Source organism: Pseudoblastomonas marina (assembly GCF_034374265.1).
Lineage (GTDB): Bacteria > Pseudomonadota > Alphaproteobacteria > Sphingomonadales > Sphingomonadaceae > Alteriqipengyuania_A > Alteriqipengyuania_A marina.
This window is the reverse complement of the sequence record NZ_CP139718.1, coordinates 2,577,504-2,589,212: the sequence shown is the minus strand read 5'-3', so window position 1 is coordinate 2,589,212 and position 11,709 is coordinate 2,577,504. Positions and strand designations below refer to the sequence as shown.

The 11,709-nt window shown below is 65.3% G+C and carries 12 protein-coding genes and 1 tRNA gene; 4 read left to right on the top strand and 9 right to left on the bottom strand.

The genetic code is table 11. The annotated features are described in order from the left end of the window. From T8S45_RS12930 to T8S45_RS12910, 5 genes are all read right to left on the bottom strand, one after another. Positions 1-684, bottom strand: coding sequence for an NnrU family protein (locus tag T8S45_RS12930; protein ID WP_322294025.1), 684 nt, complete (start codon positions 682-684; stop codon positions 1-3). A 12-nt stretch (positions 685-696) separates the two neighbouring features. Continuing rightward, positions 697-1,179, bottom strand: a complete 483-nt coding sequence (locus T8S45_RS12925) for an FKBP-type peptidyl-prolyl cis-trans isomerase (RefSeq protein WP_322294024.1) — start codon at positions 1,177-1,179, stop codon at positions 697-699. After that, positions 1,176-2,549: an amidohydrolase family protein gene (locus T8S45_RS12920; protein ID WP_322294023.1), complete on the bottom strand. Its 1,374-nt coding sequence runs from the start codon at positions 2,547-2,549 to the stop codon at positions 1,176-1,178. Before T8S45_RS12920 ends, T8S45_RS12925 begins: the two co-directional genes overlap by 4 nt. Beyond that, positions 2,546-3,940 carry an amidohydrolase gene (locus T8S45_RS12915; RefSeq protein ID WP_322294022.1) on the bottom strand — a complete coding sequence of 465 codons (1,395 nt, stop codon included), beginning with the start codon at positions 3,938-3,940 and terminating at the stop codon, positions 2,546-2,548. Before T8S45_RS12915 ends, T8S45_RS12920 begins: the two co-directional genes overlap by 4 nt. A gap of 82 nt (positions 3,941-4,022) precedes the next feature. Continuing rightward, positions 4,023-5,669, bottom strand: a complete 1,647-nt coding sequence (locus T8S45_RS12910; protein ID WP_188640857.1) for a peptide MFS transporter — start codon at positions 5,667-5,669, stop codon at positions 4,023-4,025. Positions 5,670-5,835: 166 nt separating this feature from the next. On the opposite strand from T8S45_RS12910, the gene T8S45_RS12905 reads away from it, so the two are divergent. From T8S45_RS12905 to T8S45_RS12890, 4 genes are all read left to right on the top strand, one after another. Beyond that, on the top strand, positions 5,836-6,180 hold the full coding sequence (locus T8S45_RS12905; protein WP_188640856.1) for a GntR family transcriptional regulator: 345 nt from the start codon (positions 5,836-5,838) through the stop codon (positions 6,178-6,180). 131 nt (positions 6,181-6,311) lie between these two features. Next, positions 6,312-6,590: an integration host factor subunit beta gene (locus T8S45_RS12900; RefSeq protein ID WP_322294021.1), complete on the top strand. Its 279-nt coding sequence runs from the start codon at positions 6,312-6,314 to the stop codon at positions 6,588-6,590. A gap of 58 nt (positions 6,591-6,648) precedes the next feature. Continuing rightward, positions 6,649-6,733: transfer RNA gene (locus tag T8S45_RS12895), tRNA-Leu, on the top strand. 218 nt (positions 6,734-6,951) lie between these two features. Continuing rightward, positions 6,952-7,587: a PilZ domain-containing protein gene (locus tag T8S45_RS12890; RefSeq protein ID WP_322294020.1), complete on the top strand. Its 636-nt coding sequence runs from the start codon at positions 6,952-6,954 to the stop codon at positions 7,585-7,587. A gap of 16 nt (positions 7,588-7,603) precedes the next feature. Here T8S45_RS12890 and msrB read toward each other — a convergent pair whose 3' ends face one another. The 4 genes from msrB to T8S45_RS12870 are packed head-to-tail and all read right to left on the bottom strand — an operon-like array spanning position 7,604 to position 11,693. Continuing rightward, positions 7,604-8,104: a peptide-methionine (R)-S-oxide reductase MsrB gene (gene msrB, locus T8S45_RS12885; protein ID WP_322294019.1), complete on the bottom strand. Its 501-nt coding sequence runs from the start codon at positions 8,102-8,104 to the stop codon at positions 7,604-7,606. A gap of 38 nt (positions 8,105-8,142) precedes the next feature. Next, complete coding sequence (locus tag T8S45_RS12880; protein ID WP_322294018.1) at positions 8,143-9,468, bottom strand: cytochrome P450; 1,326 nt, start codon at positions 9,466-9,468, stop codon at positions 8,143-8,145. Between the two features lie 42 nt (positions 9,469-9,510). Then, entirely contained in the window at positions 9,511-10,755 is a 1,245-nt protein-coding gene (locus T8S45_RS12875; protein WP_322294017.1) for an ABC transporter permease, read from the bottom strand. Then, a complete protein-coding gene (locus tag T8S45_RS12870) occupies positions 10,752-11,693 on the bottom strand; it encodes an ABC transporter ATP-binding protein (RefSeq protein WP_322294016.1) in 942 nt (313 codons plus the stop codon). The genes T8S45_RS12875 and T8S45_RS12870 overlap by 4 nt, the downstream gene beginning before the upstream one ends. Between the last annotated feature and the right edge of the window lie 16 nt (positions 11,694-11,709).

Sequence of the window (11,709 nt, the reverse complement as noted above, 5' to 3'; positions counted from 1 at the left end):
CTAAACCCATCGCCACACGCCCGCTTCCCAGCCGCCCATCGCCTGGTGCGCGTGGGTGAGGCCGAGCCACAGCACCAGCCCGATCGCCCACCACAGCCAGCCGGCCGACAGCAATTTGCTCCAGCGCGGCCAGTAGCTGGTTTTCGCTTCCCACGCGGTCCACGCCTCGCCCAACGCGGCTTCCTTCTTGCGGTCCTGCAGATGCGCGCCGACGAGTGCCAGGAACCCGATCGCGGTCGCGACCACCAGCGTGCGTGCAGTGGGGGCGGCGAGGATATGTGCGATCGCCCATAGTCCGAAGCCCCACATCATCGGATGGCGGGTGACGGCGAAAACACCTGTCGGTTCCTTGTTCGCCGCGAGCTTCTCCGCGCCGGGCTGCGGAAAGGCCGGATTGCCGGCGAAGCTGCCCGCCAGCAGGACCATCGCGACCAGCGTCAGGACGCTAGCGACGATCCAACTGAGATCGTCGAAGCCCGGCCATAGCGGTGTGCCCGTGGGCGCATTGCCAAAGGCCTGCACCATCCAGAACAGCGTCGCGAAGCTGATTACGGCGTATACGAGAGTGAAACCGAGCGGTTTGAACAACCGCACCATGGCGCTGCGCAACGGGTGCGACATGGCGAAATGTGAGCCCACGAACGCCACGCTCGCGGCGACCAGTTCGGCCAGCGGATCAACCATGCAGCATCTCCCTCACTCCTCGATTGCGATCAGCTCCACCTTGAAGATCAGCGTCGCATTGCCCGGGATCGGCCCCTTGCCGACCGGGCCATAGGCGAGGTCGGCCGGCGCGTAGAGCTCGATCGTGTCGCCAACGCCCATCTCGGGGATCGCCAGCTGCCATGCCTTGATCAGCCGTCCGAGCGGGAAGGTCGCCGGTTCGCCGCGCGCATAGGAGCTGTCGAACCCGGTGCCGTCGATCAGGCGTCCGGCATAGTGCACTGTAACCGTGTCCGCGACCGTCGGGCTTTCACCGCCTCCGTCGCCTTCGATGAAGCGATAGCGCAGCCCGCCCTCGAGCACGCGCCAGCCATCTTCCTGCCGGAGCTTGGCCACCGCCAGTTGCTGGGCGTTGTGCCAGGCGAGATCGTAGACCGGCGCGTCCTCGCCTTGCGCATCCTGTGCGGCGAGCGCGACCGGAGCGACCAGCGCGGCGAGGCATACGACCGCCCTCACCAGTCGTAGGCCTTGGGCAGGTCACTCTCGTCGAGATCGCGATAGCGCTCGGCTAGTCGGGTCTGGTGGTTCTCGAGCGGCTGCTCGATGCCGTCGATATAGACCTTGACCGGCGTGCTCGAGACTTCGAGCGGATCGCCGTCCCACACCACGATATCGCCCATCGCGCCCGGGGAGAGCGTGCCTGCACCCGTTCCCATCCCGCTGATCTGCGCGGGGACCGAGCTGATCGCGGCGAAAGCCTGCCCCCAGCTCAACCCGTCGGCACCGGGTAGCTCGGTCAGGGCGACGAGGTTGCCGGCGAATTGCGGCAGGTAGCGCGGCTGTTCCATCGCGCTGGCATTGAGCGCGACCTTGACCCCGGCGCGCACCATCCGCCCGATATTGCTCTGCGTGGCACCAAGCTGCTCGAAAGATTCGGGCAGGTCGTCGAGCGCGTCGGCGATCACCGGCACGTTCGCGGCGGCGATTGCGTCGGCCACCAGCCAGCCTTCGCTCGCCCCGACCAGCACGAGGTCGAGGTTCGGGAATTCGTCGCGCAGCGCGAGCACGGCGCGGATATCGGCGGCGCGTTCGACCATGACGTAAAGCTTCTGCGCCCCGGTCACGACCGGGACCAGCGCCGCCGCATCGAAGCGCGACAGCAACACGTCGTCGCCGCGCTCGGTACGGTTGTCGACCAGTCGCGGATCGAGCGGCATGTCGTCGCCGGTACGCTGTTCGGGCGGGCGCGATGCGGTGCCCGAAATGCGCGAATCGGCACCGTATTGGCGGGCTTCACGCAGCGCGTTGCGGAACAGCGCGTGGGCGGAAACGCGGCTGCCGCCCGCGCGGCGCGCGCCGCCTTCGCCCAGAGCGACGACCTGGAAGGCACGCGCGCGGACGATCGGATCGGGATCGTCGCCGGTATCGATGATCGCGCCCTGACCACCGAAGATCGAACTCGACGGCATGGTTGCGACCGCGGCGCGCGTAATGCCTCCGGCGCGGCTGACCTTCACGTGTTGAGACTGCGGGTTGATCGCGGGCGCGACGTCGAGCGCCGCGCTGAACGGCGAATCGCCCGCCCGCGTGTCGTTGCTTTCGCTCACCGCGCCGACATCCCACAGGCCGAGATCGGTGACCGTGGCGAACAGGCCGGGGGTGACCCAGGATCCGGTTCCATCGAGCGTCGGAACTCCGGCGGGAACGGTCACCCCTACGCCCGCGGCGTCGACGCGGCCGTTGCGTACGACGATCGTCGCGCCCTCGATCGGGTTCGAGCCGTCGCCGGTGGCGAGGGTGGCATTGGTGATCGCGAAATCCTGCGCCGCAGCGGGAGTAGCGAAGGCGATCGTGGCCGCAGCGGCCATCAGCGTGTTGCGGATCATTTCACGTCTCCTTCGCCGGGCTGGCCGAGCTCGAAATCGCTCACCGGGCGACGCTTCCTGTCCAGCGCGTCGTAGAGCAGCGCACCGTCGACCCAGACTTTTTCGGGCCGAGAATAGACCGAGAGCGGATCGCCGTTCCACAGCACGACGTCCGCCATCTTGCCGCGTTCGAGGCTGCCGGTCATCTCGTCGATCCCCATCGCCTTGGCGGCGTTCAGGGTGATCCAGCGGATCACGTCGTGGTCGGGAATGTCGATTCCGAGCCGGCGACCGGCGGCCTGCGCCTTGGCCGCTTCCTGGTTCAGTCGCTGGATGCCGTTCTCGCTGTCCGAATGGATCACCACGCAGGCGCCCTGGTTGTGGATCAGCGCGGCGTTCTCTGGGATCCCGTCATAGGCTTCCATCTTGAAACCGTACCAATCGGCCCAGACCGCGCTGCACACGTCGTTTTCGCGGAGGAGGTCGCCGATCTTGTAACTTTCGCCCGCATGGTGGAACGCGGTCACGCGGTAACCCATCTCCTTGGCCATATCCATCACCAGCGCCATCTCGTCGGCGCGGTAGCAGTGGTTGTGAACCAGGATGTCGCCGTCGAGCACGCCAGCGAGCGTTTCCTTGGCGAGGTCGCGCTTGTCGCGGTCACCCTCGGCATAGTCCTTGGCATCGAGCCAGGTCTGCCGGTTGACCGCGAAATTGCCCATCCGCGTAGAAGGCATCCGGCCACGCCCGCCATAGACCCGCTTGGGGTTCTCGCCGCAGGCCATCTTGAAACCATAGGGCGCGCCGGGGAACTTCATTCCCTGCACCGTGCGGCTGGGCACGTTCTTGAGCGTCACCGACCGGCCGCCCATCAGGTTCGCCGAGCCCGGCAGGATCTGCAGGCTGGTGACCCCGCCATTGGCGAGCGCGCGACTGAAGCCAGGGTCCTGCGGCCAGACCGAGTGTTCAGCCCAGACTTCGGGGGTTGTCGGACTCGTCGCCTCGTTGCCGTCCGAATGCGCATCGACCGAGGGAGTCGGGTAATCGCCGAGATGCGAGTGAATATCGATGATCCCGGGGGTGACGAACTTCCCGCGCCCGTCGATCCGCGTGTAGCCTTCGGGGATCGCGAGCGAGGCGTCGCCGATGCCGACCACCTTGCCATCGGCAAACAGCACGGTTCCGCCGCGGATTTCGCCGCCGGTGCCATCGTAGATCGTTGCGCCGACCAGCGCCGTGGGTGCGCCGGGATAGCGCTCGTAGGTCGAGGCGAAAGGCACCGAGCCATCGTCGGCGCGAGTTTCGCGCGCGGCAGGCGCGCTGTCGGGCTCGGTCGCCCCCGTCGAAGCGCAGGCACCGAGCATCAGGCTCGCAGCGCCGGCGCAAAGCGCCATTCGGATCGTTCGGTTCATGGAAGCCCCCAGTCGGAAAATTCGGAAATTGAAAAAAGAAAGGGCGCGGGGACCGAAGTCTCCGCGCCCTTGCCGTTTGCCTTTAGCTGCGGTTCGGATCGACCGCCGGGTGGATGCCCGCGCCCTGGGCTTCTCCCGGTCCTTCGGACTGACCCAGAAGATCGTCGCCGACTTCGTCGTCCGCCAGCGTCTCGAGATGCATCAGCTTCTTCACGAAACGCGCGATCAGGATGACGAACACACCGACGCCGATCGCGACCCAGCCGATCTGCTGGTAGATCGAGAGCGTTGCTTCGCGCGTCATCTCGCCGTCCTCACCACCGGTGGCGGCGCCGATCATGCCGGCGACATAGTTGCCGCCCGCCGTGGCAAAGAACCAGGCGCCCATGATCAGGCTGGCCAGGTGCCGCGGAGCCAGGCGGTTCATCGCCGAGAGGCCCACTGGCGAGAGGCACAGTTCGCCGGTCGTGTGGAACAGGTATATCCCGAACAGGAACAGCACCGGGATCTTGGCATCGACGCCGACCGTGGCCGCACCCCACACCAGGACCAGGAAGCCGAAGCCGAGCTGGACGAGGCCGAGCCCGAACTTGGCCGGCGTGGAGGGCTCGAGCCCGCGCTTGCCGAGGAAGGTCCACAGCCCGGCGAACACCGGGGCCAGCAGGATGATGTAGATCGGATTGATCGACTGGAAGATCGGGGCAGGCACGCCACCCAGGTCGATATAGCGATCGGTGAACAGGTTCAGCGAACCGCCGGCCTGTTCGAACAGTCCCCAGAACAGCGGCTGCAACGCGATCAGGAACAGGATTGCGAACATCCGCTCGCGCGGCTCCTTCTCCAGTCGGAACGCCTCAACCAGCACGTATCCGAGCAGCGCGATACCCGAAACCAGCATGAGGCCACCCACGACCGACTGGTACTGGATCAGGAACCACATGATCACGACGCCGACCAGGCCGATGCCGTACATGGTGTACTCGGTGTTCTTGGAGAGCGGCTTGGGCGGTTCGCCCTGACCAAGCAGCAGCGGCTTGCCAAGCACGAACACAACGAGGCCGAGCAACATGCCGAGGCCGGCGGCACCGAAGCCATAGGCCCAGCCGAGCGTCACACCAAGGTAACCGGCGAGGATCGTACCGATCGCCGCGCCAACGTTAATCCCCATGTAGAAGATCGTATAGGCGCCGTCGCGACGCACGTCGGTGCGCGGATAGAGTTGGCCCACGATCACCGAGATATTGGCCTTGAGGAAGCCCGAGCCGACGATGATCAGCGACAGGGCGAGCCAGAAAACACTGATCATCGGGTTGTCCTGGCCAAGCGCACCGTCACCCTCGAACGCCATGAAGAAATGGCCGAGCGTAAGGAGGACCGCGCCAAACAGGACAGCCTTGCGCTGACCGAGATAGCGGTCGGCGATCCAGCCGCCAAGCACCGGCGTGATGTACACCAGGCTGACATAGGCGCCGTAGATGATGTTCGAACGGCTATCGTTGTAGAGCCAATGCTGGGTCAGGTAGAAAATCAGGAGGGCGCGCATCCCGTAATAGGAAAAACGCTCCCACATTTCGGCGAAGAACAGGATGTAGAGGCCTTTCGGATGCCCCCCCACTTCCGGCTGCTTGCGCGTGACGGCAAACGCGCCCGCGATAAGGAACAGCGAGAGAACCACCGCGGCGATCGCCGCGATCCAGTCCGCCTCCTGCCAAAGTCCGATGTCTTTCATTAAGGAACCTTCCCCATTTATTGTCTTGATCGCCCTCCCCGGGGCGGAAAGCGGGCACCCTAGCGGATGAATCGCGCGTGTGAAGCGGTTAATCGGCGGTCACGCGCCGATTTTGCAGGGATTCGCTCCTTGACGCGCCACGCTGTATTATGGCACTGCTTCACCCATGAGCGATTCCGACACCCGCCCGATCTACCTGCAACTGCGCGACAAGATCGCCGCCGCGATCATCGACGGGCGCTATGGGGAAGGCGAGATGCTCCCTTCGGTACGCGCGTTCGCGGCGCAGGAAGGCGCCAACCCGCTCACCGTCGCCAAGGCCTACCAGCAGTTCCAGCAGGACGGCCAGGTCGAGGTGCGACGCGGGATCGGCATGTTCGTTGCGACCGGCGCGCGTTCCGCCCTGCTGCGGCAGGAGCGCAAGCGCTTCATCGGCGAGGAGTGGCCCGCGATCCGCGCACGGATCGACCGGCTCGGCATCGCGATGGACGATCTGCTCGAGACAAGCTGACCTTTCCGCCCCCTCCGGCAAAATCCCTAGCCCATTGCGCCGGCGCGCGCGCTCTGGCACGGAAGTGGACAACATTTCGTAGTTCCAACCGGATAGACGGGTCGCACCGGCTGGCGATTGGAGGGAAAACTATGATCCGGTCCGAACTGGTCCACACCCTATCACGCAAGCATCCCGACATGCGTCAGGAAGACGTCGAACAGGTCGTCGACATTTTCTTCGATGAGATCGCCAACCAGCTCGCCGATGGCGGGCGGGTCGAGCTGCGCGGTTTCGGGGCCTTTTCGACGCGCCAGCGCGAAGCCCGCACCGGACGCAACCCGCGCACAGGCGAAGCGGTCGAGGTACCGGCCAAGTCAGTCCCCTTTTTCAAGGCCGGCAAGGCGATTCGCGAACGGCTCAACGACTGACGCTTTCGCTTCCCCGATAGACAGATAGCGTTCGCACCCGCTAGGCCCGCCGCCGTGTGCGGGTGTGGCGGAATGGTAGACGCCGGGGACTTAAAATCCCCTGATCCTTGATCGTGTGGGTTCGAGTCCCACCACCCGCACCACCGGAAATCGCGGCGCCGGGCCCGGTCGCACGGGCGTTCGCCGGTTTTTCAGCGGGCTGCCGATCGGGTTACGCGTTCTGCGTCAGCGCGGCGTTTGCCGAGTGTTAACCAGTCAGACGTAACCCTTGCTTCCGCGTGGCGATTTCCGCGCAAGGGGATACGTTCAGGAGCACCGCGTGGACACCTCCGGGGTTCATCAGAATTCAGAAGATTCGGACGTGCCAGCCGACGCGCGGGACCAGCGTGGCGCAGAGCGCCTGCGCCTACTGATGCGCACCGGCAAGCTGGTGACTCCCAAGGGTGAGTTCCTGTGCGTCCTGCGCGATGCTTCGACCACCGGATTCCGCGCCAAGATCTACCACAAGCTCCCCGACGCGAAGGAGATGCAGCTCGAGCTTGCCTCGGAGCTTTGCTACGACGTCGAGAAGATGTGGGAAAACGAGAGCGAAGCCGGCTTCCGCTTTGCCAGGGAAATCGAGCTCGAGGAACTGATCAACGAGCTGACCCCCTATCCCAAGCGCGGCGTTCGACTCAAACTGGCGCTCGAAACGCATATCCTTGTCGGGATCCAGAAAGTTTCGGCGAAGGTATTCAACCTCTCGCAGCAGGGCGCGCGGATCGAGACGCAGCACCCCCTGGCCCGCGACCAGCGCTTGCGGCTCGAGATCAAGGGCCTTCGCACCGTCGCCGCGCAGGTCCGCTGGCGCAAGGGCGATACCTACGGCCTCGTATTCGACGATACCTTCCGTTTCGACGAACTCGCACTGCTCGCCAGCCAGCTCCAGCGCGGGAAGGGCTCGAACGAAGAAGGATTGGCCGATATCACCCCGACGCAGATCGAGGCGACCGGCTAGGTCACCGCCTGCATCGTCATGCGGGCCTGAACTTCATCGCCGCGCCGTTCATGCACCAGCGCTTGCCGGTGGGCTTCGGCCCGTCGTCGAAGACGTGTCCGAGATGCCCGCCGCAATCGGCACAATGAACCTCGGTGCGCGGGACCACCAGCCGGTAATCTGCTTCGGTGCCGACCGCGCCGCGGATCGGCTTCCAAAAGCTCGGCCAGCCGGTCCCGCTTTCATACTTGGCCGTCGACGAGAACACCGCATTGTCGCAGCCCCGGCAGTGATAGGTTCCCTTGCGCTTCTCGTCGTTGAGCGGCGACGAATGGGGCAGCTCGGTGCCGGCTTCGCGCAGGATGTAGAATTGCTGCCTCGTGAGCCGCCGGCGCCATTCGGCCTCGCTCCGCCGGACCGGGAATCCCTTGGCAGAAACCGGGCTCCCCGACGAGAAGGCGACGAAACCGAGCAGTGCACCGGTGCCCGCGAGCCCGAGCGCCTTGCGGCGGGTGAAGTGAAATTTTCGCGTCGTCATACTCCTAGATACGGAACGGGACGCAGTTTGGTTTCAGTTCAGAAGCGCTTGAGTTCGACCTCGAGCTTGCGGAAACCGTGGACGAAATTGGCGCGCGTGCGCTCGACCTTGCCGGTGACGTTGGCGTGGAGCCGCCGCTTGTGCATCTCTTCGAGCAGCACCCGCAATTGGAGCTCGGCCAGCCGCGCGCCGACGCAGCGGTGGATGCCGTATCCGAAAGCGAGATGGCGGCGGGCGTTCTCGCGCCGGATATCGAGCTGGTCGGGATTCTCGAATACTTCCTCGTCACGATTGGCGGAGAGATACCAGAGCACCAGCTTGTCGCCCTTGGCGATCTTCTTGCCGAACAGTTCGGTATCCTCGGTCGCGGTCCGGCGCATATGCGCGAGCGGGGTCTGGTAGCGGATGCATTCCTGCACCGCGTTGGGAATCAGCGAGCTGTCGTTCTCGAACGCGATGCGCTGTTCGGGAAATTCGTGAAACGCATGGACGATGCCGCTCATCGTGTTGCGGGTAGTATCGTTGCCGCCGACGATCAGGAGCACGAGATTGCCGATGAACTCCTGCGGACTCATGTGGTTCATGCTGTCCGAGCGAATCATCATCGAGATCAGGTCCTTGCCCTGTTCGCCCTTGGCGCGATCGGACCAGAGCTGCCCGAAATAGCTGCCCATCTCGCGCAGGATGTCTTGCCGCAGCTTGTCGAGTTCGCGCACGGTGGCGAGCTCGGTGTCGCCCGCCCAGTCGGACCAGTAGGTCAGCAGGTGGCGGTCCTCCCATGGAAATCCGAACAGGATCGCCAGCATCTGCGTGGTGAGCTCGATCGAGACCTTCTCGACCCAGTCGAACTGCTCGCTGATCGGCAGGCTGTCGAGCAATGTCCCCGTGCGGCGGCGGATGCTTTCCTCGAGCCGCTTCATCTCGGTGGGGGTGAAGGCCGGGGACACGGTACGGCGCTGTGCGGTGTGTTCGGGCCGGTCCATGGCGATGAACATCGGCAGTTCGAAAGCTTCTTCGGGTGCGACGTCCTCGGCCCGGTCGAGGATGGTGATCCCGCCATATTCCCACGAGGAGGAGAACAGGTCGGGCAGCGCTTCGACATGCGCGATCGCCTTGTGCGAGACCACGTTCCAATGCGGCCGGAACGGGCTTTCGTCGACATAGTGGAGCGGGCCCATGGCGCGCATCTCGGCAAAGATCGGCTGCCATCGATCCTCGAGATAGATGTCCGAGCGGCTGACATCGAAGGGGTGCGGATGGTGCAGCTGGTGGTCCGGATGGCTCTCGAGATACTCGCTCAGCGCCGCATAGGCGGTCGGCGCGGAACGGTACTCACCCGGATAGGCGTGCGCTTGGTCGGTCATGGTCTCTCCCCCTGCAGGAATGATGCCGGGCGGGCCTCCGAGTCAAGTCAGTTTCGTTTTGCGACCGAATAGCCGGGACCAGGCGCTGCGCTTCTTCGCGCCGCGCGGGCCGCTCTTCATCACCCAGCGACGGAACAGGCGCGCGCCGATGGTGACGAACAGCGCGACGCTCGCCGCCTGCCAGCCGATCGCCAGCAGGTGCGGCCACAGCGCCGGATCGATCGCCGCGCGCGCGAACATCGCGAAGGGCGAGCTGAAGGGGAAGAGAATCGCGAACCATTCGACCCAAGTGCCCGTCGCTGCGAGCGCATAGCTGGCGAAGAAGAACACCACGAGCTGGAGCATGGTGACTGGCATCGAGAGGGTCTGCACCTCGCGCACCGTGGTCGCGAGCGACCCGATCGCGAGAAACAGCGAACCGAGCAGGAGGTAGCCCATCGAGAAATAGACCACCCCGAAGGCGATGAAGAGCGGCCAGCCGACCGCCGGTTCGGGCAGCACCGGAATGCTGTTGCCCGCGCCGAGATAGATCGCGCCCCCCACGCCGAGCCACACCACGATCCCGACCATCGAGACGGCGAGCATCGCGAAGAGCTTTCCGAGGAACACCGATTCCATCGGGATCGCCGCGGCGAGGATCTCGATCACCTTGTTGCCCTTTTCCTCGACGAGGTTGGACAGGACCATCCCCGCCAGCAACATGATCAGCAGGAACAGCAGCACCTGTCCCGATTGCGCGGTGACGAGCCGCGAGCGGGTGACGTCGGCGGTGCTCGTGGCGGTCGGGACGAGTGCGATCGAAGGCCGTGCGAGCGGTGCGCCGTCGCGCCTGGCTTCGGCGAGCAGCAAGCCGACCGGCCCGTGCCAGCTGGCGATCTGGTCCTGCGTTCCCACCAGGATAGGTCGATCGATCGACCCCGAAAGGATCGCGCCGAGATTGCGCGCATTGTCCTGCAAGGCGGTTCGCGGATCGCCCTCCTCGACTTGCTGGATCGCGGGCAGCGCGCCGCCCATCTGCGGATAGAGCCGGGCATGGGCTTCGCCGAGGCGGATCGTTTCCGCTCCATCGAGCATCACGCCGAGTTCGGGCTGGTCGACCTGGTCGCGCACCGACGACCCGATCCCGCCCGCCAGCGCCCCGACAATGATCGGGAAAAGCGGTCCAAGCAGGAAAAAGATGAAGGTGCGACTGAACAGGATCGCGACGAAATCGCGCCGCGCGATCACCATCGCCGCCTGCCAGCGGCTGAGGCGGCCGGTATGCTCCTCGATGCGTTCTTCGCTCATCGGGTCTCTCCCGTCATATCCGCCTCGAGCTGGCGCGCCGCCGCCTCGCCCGCGATTTCGACGAAGGCGTCGTGCAGCCCCGCGCGTTCGATCGAGAGCGACTGGATCCCCGCCTCGCCTTCGATCAGCGCGCGCAGGAGCGGTTCGACCCCACTTTCGGGCAGTTCGAAATTCCAGAATGCGCCTTCGGGCCGGGTGCCTTCGGGCAAGGCATCGCGCCAGCGACCGTCGCGCGCCGCCGTTTCCAGCCGAACGCGCGGCCGGATGCGGTCGCGTGCCTCGTCGACCGGCCCGGCGAACGGCACCTCGCCGCCCGCGATGATCGCCACCTCGTCGCACAGCCGCTCGGCATGGGCGATGACATGGGTCGAGAAGATCACCGTCGTGCCGTCGCTGGCGAGATCGCGAATCAGTGTTTCGAGCTTGCCCTGGTTGATCGCATCGAGGCCCGAAAACGGCTCGTCGAACACCACGAGGCGCGGCCTGTGCACCAGCGTACCGAGCAATTGGACGGTCTGCGCCATGCCTTTCGACAATTGGCGCACCTGCCGTTCGGCCGCATAGCCGAGGCCGTAGCCTTCGAGCAGCTCACGCCCGCGCCGCCGCCCTTCGTCGAGCGGCAGGCCGCGCAGCGCACCAAGGAAGGCGATCGCCTCGTAGGCCTTCATCGCCGGGTAGAGCCCTCGCTCTTCCGGCAGATAGCCCACGGCATGCGCCATCGACACCGGATCGTCCGAACCGAGCAGGGTGCGCGTACCTTCGTCGGGGTCGATGATCCCCAGCAGCATGCGGATCGTGGTGGTCTTGCCCGCGCCGTTGGGGCCGAGGATGCCGTAGATCGAACCTTCTGGTACGGCGAGGTCGACGCCCGAGACCGCGAGGGTCCCCTCGAAGCGCTTGAGCAGCCCGTGTGCCTCGATCGCCAGCTTGTGCACCATGCCCGTCCTGTCTAGC

Excerpts from the sequence above, each read along its gene's own strand:
- T8S45_RS12930 (WP_322294025.1), bottom strand. The coding sequence starts at position 684 with ATGGTTGATCCGCTGGCCGAACTGGTCGCCGCGAGCGTGGCGTTCGTG.
- T8S45_RS12920 (WP_322294023.1), bottom strand. The coding sequence starts at position 2,549 with ATGATCCGCAACACGCTGATGGCCGCTGCGGCCACGATCGCCTTCGCT.
- T8S45_RS12915 (WP_322294022.1), bottom strand. The coding sequence starts at position 3,940 with ATGAACCGAACGATCCGAATGGCGCTTTGCGCCGGCGCTGCGAGCCTG.
- T8S45_RS12910 (WP_188640857.1), bottom strand. The coding sequence starts at position 5,669 with ATGAAAGACATCGGACTTTGGCAGGAGGCGGACTGGATCGCGGCGATC.
- T8S45_RS12905 (WP_188640856.1), top strand. The coding sequence starts at position 5,836 with ATGAGCGATTCCGACACCCGCCCGATCTACCTGCAACTGCGCGACAAG.
- T8S45_RS12900 (WP_322294021.1), top strand. The coding sequence starts at position 6,312 with ATGATCCGGTCCGAACTGGTCCACACCCTATCACGCAAGCATCCCGAC.
- msrB (WP_322294019.1), bottom strand. The coding sequence starts at position 8,104 with ATGACGACGCGAAAATTTCACTTCACCCGCCGCAAGGCGCTCGGGCTC.
- T8S45_RS12880 (WP_322294018.1), bottom strand. The coding sequence starts at position 9,468 with ATGACCGACCAAGCGCACGCCTATCCGGGTGAGTACCGTTCCGCGCCG.
- T8S45_RS12875 (WP_322294017.1), bottom strand. The coding sequence starts at position 10,755 with ATGAGCGAAGAACGCATCGAGGAGCATACCGGCCGCCTCAGCCGCTGG.
- T8S45_RS12870 (WP_322294016.1), bottom strand. The coding sequence starts at position 11,693 with ATGGTGCACAAGCTGGCGATCGAGGCACACGGGCTGCTCAAGCGCTTC.